The following is an 18841-nucleotide window of genomic DNA, read 5'->3' as shown; positions in this document are numbered from 1 at the left end:
TGGAGAATATCGGATTCGAACCGATCACCTCTTGCCTGCCAGGCAAGCACTCTAGCCAAATGAGCTAATCCCCCAAACTATATCGCAAATATAACATATAAATAGAGTAAAAAACAAATTTCAAAATTACAAATAGATTCTATTCGAAAAAAAAGCAAAAGCATCCTCTATTATTTTTAACTTTACATAAAAATAGCTGCTATGATAACACAAAATTCAACGGGTTCACTAACTACAACAATAGAAAACAAAATCGCGATGCTCGAATTTGGGCATCCTGCCAGCAATTCCTTTCCAAGGGAATTATTGGATCTGGTAACAAATGCACTTAATAGTTTGAGTGATAATCCGGATGTTTCAGTTATTGTAATGAGAAGTGAAGGTACTGGTGCTTTTTGTGCGGGTGCTTCATTTGATGAACTCTTGGCCGTTTCGAATCTTGAGGAAGGAACGAAATTCTTCTCAGGATTTGCCTATTTGATTAATGCAATGCGAAGTTGTAAAAAATTAATAGTAGGTCGTGTTCACGGAAAAGCAGTAGGTGGAGGTGTAGGAATTGCTTCGGCTTGTGATTATGTATTTGCCACGAATAATGCAGCAATAAAATTATCTGAATTGGCAATTGGTATCGGTCCATTTGTTATAGAACCTTCCGTTTCAAGAAAAATTGGAAAAACGGCATTGGCAGAAATGACTTTGGCAGCTCACGAATGGAAATCGGCTGATTGGGCAAAGGAGAAAGGATTGTATGCCTATACTTTTGAAAATACGCAGGATCTTGATGCGGCATTAGAAAATTTCTGTTCCAAATTGGCCAGTTACAATCCCGAAGCTTTGATCGAGATGAAGAAAGTCCTTTGGGAAGGAACAGATCATTGGGAAACGTTATTGTTAGAACGTGCAGCAATCACTGGTAAATTAGTGCTTTCAGAGTATTCTAAAAAAGCATTGACTCAATTTAAAAAATAAATCAAGATGACAATTATAGCGCTTGTACAACAGGTAAATATTGCAGAAAAATTAAAAAACGCAACCGATAGTAGTTATCAAACAGGCGTAATTATTGGGTCTTTTGTACCTTTTGTAATTTTGATCGGATTGGCTTATTGGATGTATTCCAGTGCAAAAAAAAGAGACAAAAACGGTTAATTATTCACTAAATTTGCAATCAAAATAAAATCCGATGAGCAATATCAGAATTACAAAACAATTTAGTTTCGAAACCGGTCATGCCTTATACGGCTATGATGGAAAATGTAAAAATGTTCACGGGCACAGTTATAAATTGTCAGTAACCGTAATTGGAACTCCAATCACGGATAGAAATAACGTTAAGTTTGGAATGGTAATCGATTTTACAGATTTGAAAAAAATCGTTAAAGAGGAAATTGTGGACCAATTTGATCATGCAACGGTTTTTAATGAAACTACACCACATATAGAATTGGCAAAAGAATTAATAAGCCGCGGTCATCATGTTATTTTGGTGGATTATCAGCCAACAAGTGAAAATATGGTAGTAGATTTTTCTAAAAGAATCATCGGCCGATTGCCGGAAGGGATTACTCTTTTTTCCTTAAAATTGCAAGAAACAGAATCTTCTTTTGCAGAATGGTATGCAAGTGATAATTTCAAATCCATACTTTAATTTCATGCAATTACCGAACAACAAAAAAATATATTTTGCCTCCGATCAACATTTTGGAGCACCAACTCCTGAATTGAGTTTTCCCAGAGAACAAAAATTTGTGGCTTGGCTCGATGAGGTAAAAAAAGATGCAGAAGCTATTTTTTTATTAGGCGATTTATTTGATTTTTGGTTTGAATACAAAACAGTTGTACCAAAAGGGTTTGTTCGGGTTCTGGGCAAACTAGCCGAAATCCGGGACAGCGGTATTCCTATTTACTTCTTCGTGGGAAATCACGATTTATGGATGGAAGATTATTTTCAGAAAGAATTGAATATTCCGGTTTATCACGATAATCAAGAATATACTTTTGGTACTAAAACATTTCTGGTTGGTCATGGCGACGGAAAAGGTCCTGGCGACATGGGTTACAAACGAATGAAAAAAGTATTTACCAATCCATTTTCAAAATGGCTTTTTAGATGGCTTCATCCGGATATCGGAGTAGGATTGGCACAATATCTTTCCGTAAAAAATAAATTAATTTCCGGTGATGAAGATGTAACCTTCCTTGGTGAAGACAACGAATGGCTGATTCTCTATTCCAAAAGAAAACTGGAAACCAAACACTACAATTACCTTGTTTTCGGACACCGTCATTTACCTATGAAAGTAACCGTGGGTGAAAATTCCGAGTACGTGAATCTAGGAGACTGGATTACTTATTTTACTTATGGTGTTTTTGATGGCGAAACTTTCGAGATTAAAAAACACTAATTACTCTCCCTTTTCATGCTCCTCAATATCCTTTTGCAAGTCTAGTTTTCTAAAGCCTGGCGAGAATATTCCTGTTCCAAGTACAATTAGTAATGTCATACTTCCACCAAAAACAACTGAAGTTACCGTTCCCATTAACTTTGCTGTCAATCCACTTTCAAAAGCACCAAGTTCATTAGAAGAACCTACAAAGATTGAATTCACTGCCGAAACTCGGCCTCGCATGTGATCAGGTGTTTTCAATTGCAAAATAGTTTGACGTATCACTACCGAAATTCCATCGACGACACCACTAAAAAATAGTGCTAGTACGGACAACCAGAAAATAGTGGAAAGTCCAAAAACAATAATGCAAAGTCCAAAAGCAAAAATAGCTGACAATAGCTTCATTCCAGCATTTTTATTCATAGGAACATACGCTGAAATAATCAGTATTAAAAAGGAACCAACAGCTGGAGCAGCTCGTAACACACCAAAGCCTTCGGGGCCAACTTTCAAAATGTCTTGCGCAAAAATGGGTAACAAGGCGACAGCTCCGCCAAAAAGGACCGCCACCATATCCAGTGATAATGCACCCAAAATGGTTTTATTTTGGAAAACAAACTTCACGCCTTCTTTCAAACTATCCATTATGGGTTCTCCTATTTTTGGATTCAAAATAGGTTTAGTAGAGATTTGAGATAAAGCGATTAAAGAAAAAATGGAACATAAAAAGACAGAACACATCGACCAGTGAACGCCAATCAAAGTAATAGAAAATCCCGCTACTGCGGGTCCTAAAACAGATCCTATTTGCCAAACTGAACTACTCCATGTAGCAGCATTTGGGTATACTTTTTTAGGAACAATTAAGGATAAAAGCGAAAATATCGTTGGGCCAAGAAACGAACGAACAATTCCCCCTAGAAAAACCATAAAATAGATACCGTACAAAATTGCTTTTGTAGAATATTCGCTAACAATTGAGGGCCATGTTAATAAAAACAAGCCGAAACTGATTACTGAAAACCCTAAAATACACTTGAAAAGAAGTCCTTTTTTTTCCTTTTGATCTACAATATGTCCGGCAAATAAAGCCATTGCGACAGCAGGAATTACTTCCATTAATCCAATGATTCCTAGCGAAAGCGGATTTTTGGTCAAACTGTACACTTGCCATTCAATAACAATAAACTGCATCGACCAGGCAAAAACCATCGCAAAACGCAACAATAAAAAGGTGTTGAATTCTTTATAACGCAAAGCTGCGTAGGGATCGTGTGTTTTCTTCATTTTAGTAACCTAAATTATTTAATATCTCTCAATCGTAATTGCAGACTTACTTTTCCGTTCCATTCATTTTCATCAATGCAATACACGGCATCGAATATTTTTTGGTTAGTAGTCAAATCGTATTTATCACCTAAGCCAAAACCAATGGCGGCAATGCCTTCAGAGTTATTTTGTTTTACAAAAAGTCTTAAATGCTCTTCTTCTTGACCCATCGGTTTTCCGTAACCGGTGTCTTTTATATTTTTTGTCAGGAAAATGGGCGTCATATTTTGGGGTCCAAAAGGTTCGAATTGTTTTAGAATTCGTGTCAATTTTGGAGTGATATCAGTAAAGTTAATTTCAGCATCCACTGAAATTTCTGGAGTCAGCATGTCAGGATGAATGGTTCTTTCGACTTCTTTTTCAAAAGCGTCTTTGAATAATTGATAGTTTTCTTTTTTTAAAGTCATTCCGGCGGCATACATATGACCACCAAATTGTTCCAAATGTTCAGAACAGGCTTCGAGCGCATTATAAACGTCAAAACCTTTTACAGAACGTGCTGACGCAGCATATCTATCACCACTTTTGGTAAAAACTAAAGTTGGTCTATAATACGTTTCAATCAATCTTGAAGCTACAATTCCAATCACACCTTTGTGCCAATCCTCTTGGAAAACCACAGAAGTAAATCGTTCTTTTTCTTGGTTTTCAACTATTTGCAACAACGCTTCCTTAGTGATTAATTTATCTAAATCCTTTCGCTCTGAATTATACGCTTCAATTTCGGAAGCAAATTGTTGGGCTTGCTCAAAATCAAATTCGGTTAATAATTCTACTGCATGATTCCCATGTTTAATTCGTCCCGCAGCATTAATTCTTGGTGCGATGATAAATACAACATCGGTAATATCTAAGGTCTGTTTTTTTACTTGATGGATTAGCGCTTTGATTCCTGGTCTTGGTTCGGAGTTGATTACTTGTAAACCAAAATAAGCCAAAACCCTGTTTTCACCTGTCATGGGAACGATGTCGGCAGCAATCGCGGCAGCCACTAAATCTAAATAGAGTATTAAATCATCAATTGTCTGATTTCTGTTTTGGCCTAAAGCCTGAATCAATTTGAAACCAATTCCACAACCACATAATTCATCGTAAGGATAATTGCAATCGTCTCGTTTTGGGTCAAGAACCGCAACTGCTTCGGGTAAAAAATGACCAGGTCTGTGGTGATCACAAATAATGAAGTCAATGTTTCGCTCTTTGGCGTACGCCACATGATCTATAGATTTTATACCGCAATCTAAAGCAATAATAAGGGGAAATCCATTATCATCAGCAAAGTCAATTCCTTTAAAAGAAATCCCGTACCCTTCATGATAACGATCCGGAATATAAGTCGCCACATTTGGATAATAGGTTCTTAAATACGAAGAAACTAAAGAAACCGCGGTTGTCCCATCAACATCATAATCGCCAAAAACGAGTATATTTTCATCGTTTTCAATCGCTTTTTCTATCCGTTCCACTGCCTTGTCCATATCTTTCATCAAATACGGATCGTGCAAATGGTCTAGTGAAGGTCTGAAAAAAGCTTTAGCATCGTCGAATGTTTCAATGCCGCGCTGGACTAGTAACGTAGCCACGAAATTTTCCACATTCAAAGCTTTCGCCAAATGTTGAACGGTAACTTCGGAAGGTTTTGATTTGATGGTCCAACGCATATTACTTTGTGATTTTAGATTTTGAAATTAGGATTTTTGAAACTTTAAAAACGAATAACCGCTAATTCGCCAATTAGTTCTGTCGATTTAATTTTCGAATTAGTGATTTAACTATTTTATTTCAATACTAATGGGGTTCCGTAAAATGCAATTCCATCCCAACCAGTTTTCATGAAATTACGAATGTTTTGGTGATCTGTTCCTTTTGGATTTTTTAAAACATCTTCATAATAATACGCTCCAAAACAAGTCAGTGTAGCTTCTTCTGATAGGTTTTGAATTTCTGCGAAAGCAAATAATTTGCAGGATCCTGAATTTTCTCCAGCAGCATTGTGTTGCAAACCGTTCTCAAAAGCAGTTGGAGAAAATTCGTAGTTTTCTTCAATTATTGCAATGGTTTCTGCAAAGGCAATAGATTCTGGTGTGTGTTTTAATTTTTCTAAAAAATTGACTATAGTCATAATAGATGTTTATTGTTAAAATTGAGAAGCAAGAGTTTTCGCGGCAAAAATAGCTCCATCCATATAACCTGGATTTTGAGTGGCTGTTTCTGCTCCAGAAACATATAATTTTCCCTTTTGTAATGGGTTTTTATATGAGGAATGTCCGTTGTTTTGATGTGCTAATACTAGCTGTTCGTAAGGTTGAAATGTTAGGGGTTCTTCTCTCCAAACATTTTCATAATAGGCAACGTAATCCGTAGCTTCTGGCCCAAAAAAAGTAGCCAGTTGTGCGATTACTTTTTCTTTGCGTTCTTCACGAGAAAGGACAGAAGTACCACCGTTTAGAAACCCTTTCAAGGCAAAACCAGAATTATCGGCGGTGCTGTGGTCGTACATTTCCTGAATGATACTCGCTTGGCTGAATAACGTTCCGGAGTAGTTTTTTTGTTTCCAAAAAGGAGTTTTGTATTCCACAGCGAATTTTATGGATTCGCCCATCCAAGTATGCGTTTTTTTGGCTAACTGTAAAAAAGTTTCGGGTAAATTGGGTTCAAACACCACTGAGTTTACCAATAAATTAGGCGGAATAGTGCTAATCACTTTATCAGTTGAATAGCTATTTCCAGCTGTATCCATTACAATTAACTGGTTATTTTCTTCTTTTATAGTCGTTATTTTACTCCCTGTTTTAATATTTTGCATCCCAATTTCAGAAGCTAATTTCTCAATTAGAGTTGCCGTTCCACCTACGATACGAAAAGAAGGTTCTTCGGAATCTGCGATTTCAAATTTTTGTGGTGGTACAAAGGACATGGTTTCAAATAGTGAAACACCTTGTGTATGTTGTCTAAAATAAGGAAGTTCTAAAGTGTAGAGTACTTCCAAAATATGACGATGTTGGTTTCCAAACCAAGTGGCGCCCATTTCCATCGTGACACCAGTTGTGCCTGTTAAAGTTTTTATGCGGCCTCCAATTCGAGTATTGGCTTCTAAAACTAGGACTTCAATCCCTTTTTTTTGAAGTAAAAAAGCTGTGTACAGTCCACAAAGTCCAGCTCCAATTAGAATAACTTTTTCCTTTTTCATGCTTATTCTTCGGGTGAGAATTTAGATTTTTTAGGTTCTTTTGTTATTGGTTTACCACCTACAACCACAACAATTTCTCCTCTGGGAGCTATTTTTTCAAAATGAGTCAAAACTTCCCGTACCGTTCCTCGAACATTTTCTTCATGCAATTTTGATAATTCTCTACAAACACAAATCGGTCTATCTTCTCCAAAATAAGTGATAAATTCCGCTAAAGTTTTTAGTAATTTATGGGGAGAAACGTATAAAATCATTGTTCTCGTTTCTTCGGCTAAAGCCAAATAACGCGTTTGTTTCCCTTTTTTGTCAGGCAAAAAACCTTCGAAAACAAATTTATCATTGGGCAAACCGCTGTTCACTAATGCAGGTACAAATGCTGTCGCTCCTGGCAAACATTCTACTTCAACTCCATTTTCTACGCAAGCGCGAGTCAATAAAAATCCAGGGTCAGATATAGCAGGAGTACCAGCATCCGAGATTAAGGCAATATTTTCACCGGCTTTTAAACGGGAAATCAAATTCTCCACCGTTTTATGCTCGTTATGCATGTGATGGCTGTACATGTGGGTGCCAATTTCGAAATGCTTCAGTAATTTACCGCTCGTCCGAGTATCTTCGGCAAGAATCAAATCGACTTCTTTAAGAATTCGAATGGCCCGAAAAGTCATGTCTTCGAGATTGCCAATTGGCGTGGGAACTATATATAATTTTGACATAAAATGTAACCGATGTTGTACTATTATTTAATAACAGTGCTAAATTTATCTGAAGGTTTTAAAGGAATTTTTTCTCAATAATATCCATAAAACGTTCCTCATAATCCTGTTTTCCTTCCCAGTTATTGTAATCCGGTTTTACCATATCCAGAATAAAATCTCTGGTTTCGTAGAATGTGTCAAACGTTATTAATTGATTTAAAACACGATTATAATCCTCGCTGCTATTGCCAAAAAGATGTTTTGTAAATGCAATGCGATCATTCAAATCTATATTGATGTTCTTCGCCAATTTTTCGTTTAATGAAGCTGCTTTTGGTTCATTATTATCTGGAGTTTCTTCGGGAATTCTAGCTGTTATTTCTGCCTCAGAATCAATTTTTTTAGGAGTTTCAATTACTATCGTAGTTGGTATATTTTCAATTTGCTGCACTTTGACAAATTGGGTATCATGATAGTTTCCACCTAATAAGTCTTCGAAAGAAATTTGAACTACCTCATTTTTCTTAGGCGCTTCAAGTTGAATTTCTTCTTTCTTTGGTTCCTCAATTTCAGTATCCTCTTCCGGTTCTAAATTAAAAGCAGGAATGAATGGAGCAGTTTCAGGTTCTGTTGCTTCATCAGTTAGGATTTCTCCGTCTGTAACTAATTCCTCAATTTCTTCCTCTTCGTCTATCGGAGTCTCAGTAACTTCTTCTTCTTCCGAAATTACATCATCTACAACTATATTTGTTGCAGGTTGTAATATTCCTGTAATCTCTGTGTTTTGTTCCAAAGGGGTTTCAACTGCAACTTCCTCCTTTACTTCGTCAATTACTATTATCGGTTCGGGTTGTGTCAATTCCTCTTTGGCGAAAGCCTGTTCTATTTGTTTTTCAATTTCAATAGTGCCAATAGTTGGTTTTACATCACCAAAATGCTCCTCTACAAATCGCAAGACAGAAAGTTTTTCGTATAATTTCTGCGTTTCCAGATATAATTGATTGATATCAGATTTATTTTTTAGCTGTAATATTCTGTGTGCAATGCTGATTAAATCGGCTTCCAATTTTTTTTTCATGACTTTGAAATTATAGTGTTTTTGGCGGGTGTTTTTCAATAAATTTCTTCCAGAGTTTTATTTGGCCTAAGGAAGAAGTAATCTTTACTTACAACATTATTATTTTGCAAATAAGTGTTCGTGAATCTTCGATTTAATAAAAATGTTATACTTTTGAAACGACGTAAAAGTATAAAATTTTCAACTCGATTTTATCTGTTACAAAGTAATAAAAACTATTCATTTTTTAAGTCAGAAAAATACAAAATGTTTCTCGAAAATACAGTAAATCATAAAGAACAATTTGGTTGGATCGAAGTCATTTGTGGCTCCATGTTTTCGGGTAAAACCGAGGAACTGATCCGTCGTTTGAAAAGAGCGCAATTTGCCAAGCAAAAAGTTGAAATTTTCAAACCGGAAATTGATACGCGCTATCATGATAATATGGTAGTGTCTCATGATGCCAATGAAATTCGTTCTACGCCCGTTCCCGCTGCCGCAAATATTGCTATTTTGGCGCAAGGCTGTGATGTTGTAGGAATTGACGAAGCACAGTTTTTTGATGACGAAATTGTCAAAATTTGTAATGATTTGGCCAACCAAGGAATCCGTGTAATTGTTGCCGGATTGGATATGGATTTCAAGGGAAATCCTTTTGGTCCGATGCCAGCATTGATGGCTACTGCCGAATATGTTACCAAAGTTCACGCGGTATGTACCCGCACCGGAAATCTCGCTAATTACAGTTTCCGAAAAACCGACAACGACAAACTCGTTATGTTAGGAGAAACCGAAGAATACGAACCGTTGAGCCGTGCCGCGTATTATCACGCGATGAGAAAAGATCAAGAGAAATAGATTCGAAAATAGAATACTAAAAAAGGGGAAATTTGTTTCAAAACAAATCTCCCCTTTTTTAGTATTTTAAATCCTCGATTTACATTTTCTTTCTCATTCTCGCTACCGGAATATCGAGCTGTTCTCTGTATTTTGCAATCGTTCTTCTCGCGATTGGATAGCCTTTTTCTTTAAGAATTTCAGCCAGTTGATCGTCTGGAAGTGGTTTTTTCTTGTCTTCCTCTTCAATAGTATTCTGAAGGATTTTCTTGATTTCCAGTGTAGAAACATCTTCACCTTGATCATTTTTCATCGCTTCCGAGAAGAATTCTTTTATCAATTTTGTACCGTAAGGTGTTTCAACATATTTGCTGTTGGCTACACGAGAAATCGTTGAGATGTCAAGACCTACCATATCGGCAATGTCTTTTAGAATCATCGGTTTCAATTTTGTTTCGTCGCCCTCAAGGAAATATTCTTCCTGATAATGCATAATCGCATTCATCGTCACATAAAGCGTTTCTTGACGTTGACGAATCGCATCGATAAACCATTTAGCCGAATCCAGTTTTTGTTTGATAAACTGCACCGCATCTTTTTGCTGTGTTGATTTATCTTTAGAACTCTTATAGGTCTGCATCATTTCCTGATAATCTTTGGAAACGTGCAGCGAAGGAGCATTTCGTCCGTTTAAAGTCAGTTCTAGTTCACCATCCACAATTCTGATGGCAAAATCAGGGACTACATTTTCAGTAACTTTGTTGTTTCCCGTAAAAGATCCGCCTGGTTTTGGATTCAGTTTTTCTATTTCGTGAATGGCTTTTTTGAGTTGCTCATTCGAAACATTGTATTTCTGAATTAACTTATCGTAATGTTTTTTGGTAAACGCATCAAACTGATTTTCGATGATATCAGTTGCCAATTCCACATATTCGGTGGGAGTTTTGTGTTTCAATTGCAACAATAAACATTCCTGTAAATCACGTGCACCCACGCCCGATGGTTCCAATTCATGAATGACTTGCAGCATTCTTTCTACCGTTTTCTCATCGGTATAAATACCTTGCGTAAATGCCATATCATCCACCATGTCAGGAACACTGCGACGGATATAACCCATATCGTCAATACTTCCTACCAAAAATTCGGCAATTTCACGCTCTTCATCATTCAAGATGAATGTATTCAACTGATTGATTAAATCCTGGTGAAAACTTACCGGAGCCGCAAAAGGCGTTTCGCGATCATCGTCATCGTCGCTGTAATTATTGGCTTGGGTTTTATAATCGGGTGTGTCGTCGTTGCTTAAATATTCATCGATATTAATATCTTCGGCATCTATTCTCTCTGATTCGGCATCATCATAATCATCGTAATCTTCGTTTTCGAACTCATCCTTTTCATACTCATCTTCATCTTTTCCAGATTCAAGAGCTGGATTTTCGTTCATTTCTTCCAATAAACGTTGTTCAAAGGCTTGCGTTGGCAATTGAATTAACTTCATCAACTGTATTTGTTGAGGAGATAATTTCTGGGATAATTTTAAATTTAAGAATTGCTTTAGCATTTTTATTGTTTAAAAGTTTAAGGTTTAAAGTTTAAGGTTGCAGAACTTTCAACAACTTTAAACTTTAAACCTAAAACGAATTTTTAGAATTCAGCATTCATTGGCGTTCTTGGAAAAGGAATTACGTCACGAATGTTTGTCATTCCTGTTACAAATAATACCAATCTTTCGAATCCAAGTCCAAAACCGGAGTGAACCGCTGAACCGAATCTTCGTGTATCAAGATACCACCATAATTCTTCTTCAGCAATTCCTAAGGCTTTCATTTTTTCAACCAAAACATCAAAACGTTCTTCTCTTTGAGAACCTCCCACGATTTCTCCAATTCCAGGGAAAAGGATGTCCATTGCGCGAACCGTTTTTCCGTCTTCGTTCAAACGCATGTAAAATGCTTTGATATTTGCCGGGTAATCAAACAAGATTACCGGACATTTAAAGTGTTTTTCCACCAAATAACGCTCATGTTCTGATTGTAAATCAGCACCCCATTCGTTGATGATATAGTTGAATTTCTTCTTTTTATTTGGCGTACAATCTCTTAAAATGTCAATTGCTTCCGTGTATGAAACACGTTTGAAATTGTTTTCTAAAACAAAGTTTAATTTTTCCAAAAGTGGCATTTCGCTTCTTTCTGCGACTGGTTTCGATTTTTCTTCGTCCAATAATCTTGTTTCCAAGAATTTCAAATCCTCTGGACATTTGTCCATCGTGTATTTGATTACATATTGAATAAAATCTTCAGCCAAATCCATATTGTCATTCAAATCATTGAACGCCACTTCCGGCTCAATCATCCAAAATTCCGCAAGGTGACGTGAAGTATTCGAGTTTTCGGCTCTAAAGGTTGGTCCAAAAGTATAAATCTGACCCAAAGCCATTGCAAAAGTTTCTCCTTCCAGTTGTCCCGAAACCGTTAGATTCGTTTCTTTTCCAAAGAAATCTTCCTTGTAATTCACTTTTCCGTCTTCGGTTCTTGGCGTTCCGTCAAATGGCAAAGCGGTAACTTTAAACATTTCACCGGCACCTTCCGCGTCAGATCCTGTAATGATTGGCGTATTTACATACACAAAACCTTTCTCTTGAAAATAGCTGTGAACCGCATACGACAATACCGAACGTACTCTCATGATTGCTCCAAACATATTAGTACGAACTCTTAAATGCGCATTTTCACGCAAGAAATCCAAGCTCGGTTTGTTTTTTGGTTGTATCGGGAATTTCTCCGCATCTGAATCTCCAAGGATCTCCAGTTTAGCCACCTGAATTTCAAATTTCTGTCCGGCACCTTTACTTTCTACCAAAGTTCCTGTTACTGAAATCGCAGCACCAGTTGTAATTCTCTTCAAGGTTTCGTCAGGCGTGTTCTCAAAATCGACAACACATTGTATATTATCAATGGTCGAACCATCGTTTAAGGCAATAAATTGATTGTTTCTAAAAGTTCTCACCCATCCTTTTGCATTTACTTCATGAAGCGTCGTGGTACTGTTTAGTAAGTCTTTAACTTTTGTATGTCTCATTTTAATTATATAATTGATATTGAAAATTGTCTTGTTGTCGAAATGCAAATATAAATCATTTGTTTGTAATTGTCATTGCCAGAAATAGGGTAATCAGGAGCTATTTCCCGCTATTCGCTATATCTTTTACTTTTTAAAGGAAAAAAGTAAAAGGATGCCGCTGCTATCGGGGCTAAACGAATGGAAACATTTAGAATTTTTGGATTTATTCTGCTTTTTTGAAATGACAAATTAGTTGGAAGAGTTTCCAGTAATTATATTCTTTTCACCACAATTCTTTAGCCCCGATAGCAATGAAAATCCTTTTTCTAAATCCTGTCAGGGTTTTAAACCCTGACAGGATTGAAAAAGATTGCAATGAATAGCGGGAATAGCTCCTAAAAAACCTTAATTAAGTTCTTCAATAAGATCTTCTTTTTTAGCTCTTTTTTTCTCAAATGTCAACACTAATGCTGGTAAAACCAATAAATTAGCAAACATAGCAAACAATAAAGTACAGGAAATTAAGCCGCCAAGGGCAATGGTACCGCTAAAGCTGGAAAGTGTAAACGTCGCAAATCCAAGAATTAATACCACCGAAGTATAGAACGTACTGATTCCCGTTTCTCGTAAGGCACTGAATACGGATTTTTTGACCTTTCCTTTGTTTTGCAGTAAGTCCAAACGGTATTTTGCCATAAACTGTATCGCATTGTCCACCGAAATCCCAAAAGCAATACTGAAAACCAAGATGGTTGAAGGTTTTAACGGAATCCCAAAATAACCCATCAATCCGGAGGTGATGCAAAGCGGTAAAATATTGGTGATTACTGATGCAAGTACCATTTTCCCCGATCTAAATAAGTACGTCATTAATCCTGCAATCAATAAAATAGCAAAAATAAGTGATTCAATAAGGTTGTCTATTAAGTAGGAAGTTCCTTTTTGGAAAACCAATGCTTTTCCAGTAAGGGTTACTTCATAACGGTCTTTTGGAAAAATTTTATCAATTTTTTGATGCAGTTTACTTTCTACTTTTGCCATTTCTTTCGTTCCAATGTCTTTCATGAAAGTAGTGATTCTGGCGTATTGTCCCGTTGAATCAACATAGCTTTTCATTAAATTCTCTTTGGTGTTTTTGGTGGCATTTTTGGCATACGAAAGAATGAATGCCTGTTCTTGCGAAGTGGGTAATTCGTAATATTCCGGGTTGCCATTGTAATAGGCTTGCTTGGAATATTTAACCAAATTTACAATAGAAATCGGTTTTGACAATTCTGGAATCTCGGAAATGGTCTTTTGTAATTCATCCATTTTTTTCATCGTGGATAATTTCATAACCCCTTTTTTGCGTTTGGTGTTAATCATAATCTCTAATGGCATTACTCCGTTGAATTCTTTTTCGAAAAAGACAATATCTTTAAAGAAAGAAGCACTTTTTGGCATTTCGCCAATTAAACTTCCCGAAACTTTCATTTGCGAAACCCCAATTACGCTGAATACCAATAGCAAAGCATAAATGATGTAGATGGTTTTTCGTTTGTATTTTACAATATTCTCCACCCAATCCAATAAAGTTGAAATGTAGGTTTTACTCAAGTGAAAAAGGTGTTTTTCCTTTGGTAAAGGCATGAAACTGTAAAAAATTGGCACAACGGCTAAGGTAAGCAGGTAAACTGAAATAACGTTTATGGAAGTGACTAGTCCAAATTCGAAAAGCAAATCGTTCCCCGTAATCATAAAAGTTGCAAAACCTGCAGCTGTCGTTAAGTTCGTCATCAGCGTAGAAACCCCGATTTTAGAAATTACCCGTTGCAAAGCTTTGGCTTGATTATGATGAATTTTTATTTCCTGCTGGTATTTATTTATCAGGAAAATACAGTTTGTAATTCCAATTACAATAATTAATGGGGGAATAATAGCCGTTAAAATGGTGATTTTATAATGGAATAAACCAAGCGTTCCAAAAGACCACATTACTCCAACAAGTAAAATACAGATGGATATAAATGTCGCTCTAAACGAACGGAAGAATAAAAAGAATATTAATGAAGTGATAAATAAAGCCGCGCCAATAAATAGCCCAATCTCACCTTTCATATTCTCGGCATTTATCGTTCTAATGTATGGCATTCCCGAAACGCGAAGGTCAATTCCGGTAGTTTTCTCGAATTTTTCGATTTTTGGAACAAGGTTTTCAATGATGAAGGTTTTTCGAGCAGCAGTATTTACAATTTTCTTATTTAAATAAATCGCTGAGCGAATGCTTCCTGATTGTTTATTGAACAATAATCCTTCGTAAAAAGGCAAATTATTAAAAAGTTCGTTTTTTATTTTCTGTAAATAAGCGGGATTTACGGTCTGCTTTTGATCGATAAGAGGGACTAGCTCAAATTTTTCTTCGGTTTCATTTTTCTCTAATTTTTTTAGATCATTTAAAGAAACAACCAGTTCCACTTCTTTGGAACTTTTTAAACCAGTCATTAATTCATTCCAAGCAGCAAAAGCTTTTGGAGTAAAAAATTCTTTGTCTTTGAAGCCAATAACAATCAAATTGCCCTCTTCGCCAAATTTGCTTAGAAAATCTTCGTATTGTTGATTTACAATATGTTTTTTAGGAAGTAAATTGGCTTCAGTATACGTCATGCCCAGGTTTTTCCATTGCAGTGCCAGAAAAATGGTTATTGCAAGTATAACTCCCAGTATTACTATTCTGTTTTTAAGTACAATTCGGGCTATTGATTCCCAAAACCCTACTGCTATTTTCTTTTTCATATATGAATTAAAATGGGTGCAAATGTAATCAAACTGACATGAATTATAAAGATTTACGGATATTTTTGGTTCTGTATACAGGAAAAAAACGGTTTTTTTTATTTTACAATAGCATAATATTGTGCGATATAAATTATACATTTGATTTTCTCACCTTTGCTTTACAAAGAAGAGATTGTCTATTTAAATACATGTATGAAAAATTATAAAAATCTATTATTTTATTTTGGGGTAACGGGAGGTTTCACCGCATTAATCTATTGGATTATTAAGAAAGGAAAGCACTTAGAAGTAAGTAAAAAAATTGCACTTTCAGGAATTGAGAATGGTTCCTGGAATGATTTTGTCTCTTCTATGCAACATAATTTTCAAGATCCATTAGCGATTTTGTTAGCACAGATCATAACGATAATCCTTGTCGCCCGTTTTTTTGGGTGGGTTTTTAAAAAAATCGGGCAGCCCTCCGTTATTGGGGAAATTATTGCAGGAATTGTTCTCGGGCCCTCATTGTTGGGGATGTATTTTCCTGAATTTTCAGGGGCTTTATTTCCAGTAGAATCTTTAGGGAATTTGAAGTTTTTGAGTCAGATAGGGTTGATACTGTTTATGTTTGTCATAGGTATGGAGCTCGATTTAAAAGTGCTGAAGAACAAGGCTAATGAAGCTGTAGTTATAAGTCATGCCAGTATTGTGATCCCTTTTGCTCTGGGTATTGGGCTGGCTTATTTTGTTTACAATAGATTTGCTCCCGAGGGTGTGAAATTCCTTTCTTTCAGTTTGTTTATGGGGATTGCCATGAGTATAACCGCTTTTCCTGTTTTGGCAAGAATAGTTCAGGAAAGGGGAATTCATAAAACCAGATTGGGTGCTATTGTAATTACTTGCGCCGCCGCTGATGATATTACCGCTTGGTGTATTCTTGCCGTGGTAATTGCGATTGTAAAAGCGGGAACTTTCGTCAGTTCTTTATACATTATTTCGTTGGCGTTAATTTATGTTGTTGCGATGCTTTTTATCGTAAAACCCTTTTTGAAGAGAATTGGTGATTTATACGGTACTAAAGACAGTATTATAAAACCGGTTGTAGCTATCTTTTTTCTGGTGTTAATACTTTCTTCTTACGCTACTGAAGTCATTGGTATTCATGCACTTTTTGGTGCTTTCATGGCAGGTGCTATTATGCCGGATGTTCCTAAATTCCGAACCATATTTATCGATAAAGTCGAAGATGTTTCTGTGATACTTTTACTGCCGCTGTTTTTTGTATTCACCGGTTTAAAAACAGAAATTGGTCTTATTAATGATCCTTATTTATGGAAAGTGACAGGTTTTATTATTCTGGTAGCAGTAGTTGGTAAGTTTTTAGGAAGCGCTTTGGCAGCTAAATTTGTAGGCCAAAACTGGCGTGATAGTTTGACCATTGGTGCTTTGATGAATACCAGAGGGTTGATGGAACTTATTGTATTAAATATTGGATTAGAGCTTAAAGTTTTGACACCGGAAGTTTTTACGATGATGGTTATTATGGCTTTAGTCACCACTTTTATGACAGGCCCGGCTCTGGATTTGATAAACTATATTTTTAAAACTAAGGATGTAAATGACTTAGAAGTAATGCAGAATCACAATAAGTACAGAATCTTACTTTCGTTTGGAAACAACGAAAAGGGGAGGTCACTTTTGAGATTGGCGCATAGTTTAATAAAAAAACAAAAAGATTCGTCAAGCATTACTGCTATGCATTTATCGTTGAGTGATGAAATGCATCAATTTAATATGGAAGACAAAGAAAAAAACAGTTTCTATCCTGTTGTAGAAGAATCGCGATTATTGAATCAGGATATTACGACTATTTTTAAAGTTACCATGGACATAGAAACCGAGATTGCTGATATTGCTAATCAAGGAGACTATGACTTATTATTGGTAGGTTTAGGAAAATCCATTTTTGAAGGCACTATACTTGGGAAAGTAATTGGTTTTACCACAAGAATTATCAATCCGGATCGATTGATTGATAAGTTTACCGGAAAAGAAGGGCTTTTTGAAAACTCCCCATTTGATGAAAGGACAAGACAGATTATTGCCAAAACTAAAATGCCTTTGGGGATTTTGATTGACAAAGACCTGCAAAATGTAAATCAGGTTTTTATTCCCATTTTTAGTCCCGAAGATTCATTCTTGATTGATTATGTCCAAAAATTAATTTACAATAACGATTCTAAAATAATGATTTTGGATGTAAACGGAATTGTCAATACCAATTTTGTGATGGAGAGTGCTATAAATTCTTTAAAACAAAAATACCCAAATAATATAGGTCTAATAAACGACGAGAATGTCAAAAAAGAATTTTTAGACAAACAGAATTTAATGCTAATCAGTCTCGAAAGCTGGAAAGCCTTAGTAGATTCAAGAAGCGAATGGTTAAGTGAAGTTCCGTCTGTTTTGATTTTAAAACATTAAAAATGAACTGGATTTTATTGATTATTGGCGGCCTTTTTGAAGTGGGATTTGCAACTTGTTTAGGCAAGGCCAAAGAAAGCACCGGAATGGCAGCTACTTTATGGTTGGGAGGATTCTTGCTTTGTTTGACGATAAGTATGGTCTTGCTGTATAAAGCCACACAAACATTACCTATTGGAACAGCTTATGCAGTATGGACAGGAATAGGAGCGGTGGGAACAGTTTTGGTAGGAATTTTTATTTTTAAAGAGCCCGCTGATTTCTGGAGGGTTTTCTTTATTACAACTTTAATAGCCTCGATTATTGGACTGAAATTCGTGTCGAGCCATTAAAAAACTTTTTCAATTTAAAAAAACAACAAAAAATCCGTCTTGTTAACTAACAAGACGGATTTTTTTGTGGATTTATAAGAAACTTAAATCTTCATGATTTCAGATTCTTTATGAACAAGAAGTTCATCTATTTTTTTGATGTAATTATTGGTTAAGTTTTGAACTTCTTCTTCTGCACTTTTACAAATGTCTTCGGATGTTCCTTCTTTTTCCAATTTTTTAATCTCTGTATTGGCATCCTTACGAGCATTTCGAATTCCAACTTTAGCGTCTTCGGCTTCCACTTTCGCTTGTTTAGCAAGGTCGCGTCTTCTTTCCTCCGTTAATGCAGGAACGCTTATGATAATTACATCACCATTATTCATTGGATTAAAACCAATATTGGCAATCATAATCGCTTTCTCGATAGGATGCAACATGTTTTTTTCAAAAGGCTGTAATGTGATAGTTCTAGCATCCGGAACACTAATTTTCGAAACTTGTGAAAGCGGGGTTGCAGAACCATAATAATCAACAAAAACACTTCCTAGCATTGCCGGTGATGCTTTTCCTGCACGAATGTTCAAGAATTCTTTTTCTAAATGGGCAATAGTGCCAGTCATTGATTCTTTAGTACTATCTAATATAAATTCAATTTCTTCAGTCATAATTTAGATCTTTGGATTATTAGATTTTTAGACTTTCTGATAGTCTAAAAGTCT

The 18841-nt window shown here is 35.9% G+C and carries 17 protein-coding genes and 1 tRNA gene; 7 read left to right on the top strand and 11 right to left on the bottom strand.

What is annotated here, in order from left to right; all coding sequences use genetic code 11:
• Positions 1 to 74: transfer RNA gene (locus tag BUC23_RS09865), tRNA-Ala, on the bottom strand.
• 127 nt (positions 75 to 201) lie between these two features.
• Here BUC23_RS09865 and BUC23_RS09860 point away from each other — a divergent pair.
• Genes BUC23_RS09860 through BUC23_RS09850 form a run of 4 tightly spaced genes read left to right on the top strand, consistent with a single transcriptional unit; the run spans position 202 to position 2405 of the window.
• Positions 202 to 969 (top strand): enoyl-CoA hydratase/isomerase family protein, encoded by a 768-nt coding sequence (locus tag BUC23_RS09860; RefSeq protein ID WP_073209010.1) that lies wholly within the window; start codon positions 202 to 204, stop codon positions 967 to 969.
• Between the two features lie 6 nt (positions 970 to 975).
• Complete coding sequence (locus BUC23_RS17505; RefSeq protein WP_167365571.1) at positions 976 to 1149, top strand: hypothetical protein; 174 nt, start codon at positions 976 to 978, stop codon at positions 1147 to 1149.
• Between the two features lie 34 nt (positions 1150 to 1183).
• Positions 1184 to 1648 (top strand): 6-pyruvoyl trahydropterin synthase family protein, encoded by a 465-nt coding sequence (locus BUC23_RS09855; RefSeq protein ID WP_073209008.1) that lies wholly within the window; start codon positions 1184 to 1186, stop codon positions 1646 to 1648.
• Positions 1649 to 1652: 4 nt separating this feature from the next.
• Positions 1653 to 2405 carry a UDP-2,3-diacylglucosamine diphosphatase gene (locus BUC23_RS09850; RefSeq protein ID WP_073209248.1) on the top strand — a complete coding sequence of 251 codons (753 nt, stop codon included), beginning with the start codon at positions 1653 to 1655 and terminating at the stop codon, positions 2403 to 2405.
• Here BUC23_RS09850 and BUC23_RS09845 read toward each other — a convergent pair whose 3' ends face one another.
• The 6 genes from BUC23_RS09845 to BUC23_RS09820 form a co-directional block, all read right to left on the bottom strand.
• Positions 2406 to 3677: an MFS transporter gene (locus BUC23_RS09845; protein ID WP_073209006.1), complete on the bottom strand. Its 1272-nt coding sequence runs from the start codon at positions 3675 to 3677 to the stop codon at positions 2406 to 2408. It lies immediately after the preceding gene.
• A gap of 14 nt (positions 3678 to 3691) precedes the next feature.
• Positions 3692 to 5380 carry a single-stranded-DNA-specific exonuclease RecJ gene (gene recJ / locus BUC23_RS09840; RefSeq protein ID WP_073209005.1) on the bottom strand — a complete coding sequence of 563 codons (1689 nt, stop codon included), beginning with the start codon at positions 5378 to 5380 and terminating at the stop codon, positions 3692 to 3694.
• Between the two features lie 116 nt (positions 5381 to 5496).
• The gene (locus BUC23_RS09835) at positions 5497 to 5841 is read right to left on the bottom strand and encodes a HopJ type III effector protein (protein WP_073209003.1); all 345 of its coding nucleotides are present in this window, start codon (positions 5839 to 5841) and stop codon (positions 5497 to 5499) included.
• A 15-nt stretch (positions 5842 to 5856) separates the two neighbouring features.
• Positions 5857 to 6909: a flavin monoamine oxidase family protein gene (locus tag BUC23_RS09830; RefSeq protein WP_073209001.1), complete on the bottom strand. Its 1053-nt coding sequence runs from the start codon at positions 6907 to 6909 to the stop codon at positions 5857 to 5859.
• Positions 6910 to 6911: 2 nt separating this feature from the next.
• The gene (gene rsmI / locus BUC23_RS09825; RefSeq protein ID WP_073208999.1) at positions 6912 to 7625 is read right to left on the bottom strand and encodes a 16S rRNA (cytidine(1402)-2'-O)-methyltransferase; all 714 of its coding nucleotides are present in this window, start codon (positions 7623 to 7625) and stop codon (positions 6912 to 6914) included.
• Between the two features lie 58 nt (positions 7626 to 7683).
• Positions 7684 to 8685 (bottom strand): hypothetical protein, encoded by a 1002-nt coding sequence (locus tag BUC23_RS09820; RefSeq protein WP_073208997.1) that lies wholly within the window; start codon positions 8683 to 8685, stop codon positions 7684 to 7686.
• Between the two features lie 246 nt (positions 8686 to 8931).
• Between BUC23_RS09820 and BUC23_RS09815 the strand changes: the two genes are divergently transcribed.
• Positions 8932 to 9522, top strand: coding sequence for a thymidine kinase (locus tag BUC23_RS09815; protein ID WP_073208995.1), 591 nt, complete (start codon positions 8932 to 8934; stop codon positions 9520 to 9522).
• Positions 9523 to 9601: 79 nt separating this feature from the next.
• Here BUC23_RS09815 and rpoN read toward each other — a convergent pair whose 3' ends face one another.
• The 3 genes from rpoN to BUC23_RS09800 form a co-directional block, all read right to left on the bottom strand.
• On the bottom strand, positions 9602 to 11068 hold the full coding sequence (gene rpoN / locus BUC23_RS09810) for an RNA polymerase factor sigma-54 (RefSeq protein ID WP_073208993.1): 1467 nt from the start codon (positions 11066 to 11068) through the stop codon (positions 9602 to 9604).
• An 83-nt stretch (positions 11069 to 11151) separates the two neighbouring features.
• A complete protein-coding gene (gene asnS / locus BUC23_RS09805; protein ID WP_073208991.1) occupies positions 11152 to 12588 on the bottom strand; it encodes an asparagine--tRNA ligase in 1437 nt (478 codons plus the stop codon).
• Positions 12589 to 12975: 387 nt separating this feature from the next.
• Entirely contained in the window at positions 12976 to 15342 is a 2367-nt protein-coding gene (locus BUC23_RS09800) for an efflux RND transporter permease subunit (RefSeq protein WP_073208989.1), read from the bottom strand.
• Between the two features lie 195 nt (positions 15343 to 15537).
• On the opposite strand from BUC23_RS09800, the gene BUC23_RS09795 reads away from it, so the two are divergent.
• Both BUC23_RS09795 and BUC23_RS09790 read left to right on the top strand, forming a co-directional pair.
• Positions 15538 to 17808, top strand: coding sequence for a cation:proton antiporter (locus BUC23_RS09795; RefSeq protein ID WP_073208987.1), 2271 nt, complete (start codon positions 15538 to 15540; stop codon positions 17806 to 17808).
• A 2-nt stretch (positions 17809 to 17810) separates the two neighbouring features.
• Entirely contained in the window at positions 17811 to 18140 is a 330-nt protein-coding gene (locus BUC23_RS09790; protein WP_073208985.1) for a DMT family transporter, read from the top strand.
• 83 nt (positions 18141 to 18223) lie between these two features.
• Here BUC23_RS09790 and frr read toward each other — a convergent pair whose 3' ends face one another.
• Positions 18224 to 18787, bottom strand: coding sequence for a ribosome recycling factor (frr, locus tag BUC23_RS09785; RefSeq protein ID WP_073208983.1), 564 nt, complete (start codon positions 18785 to 18787; stop codon positions 18224 to 18226).
• Positions 18788 to 18841: the final 54 nt, after the last annotated feature.

Source organism: Flavobacterium xinjiangense (assembly GCF_900142885.1).
GTDB classification, from domain to species: Bacteria; Bacteroidota; Bacteroidia; order Flavobacteriales; family Flavobacteriaceae; genus Flavobacterium; species Flavobacterium xinjiangense.
The sequence above is the reverse complement of the archived record's forward strand: the minus strand, read 5'-3'. Positions and strand labels throughout refer to the sequence as shown.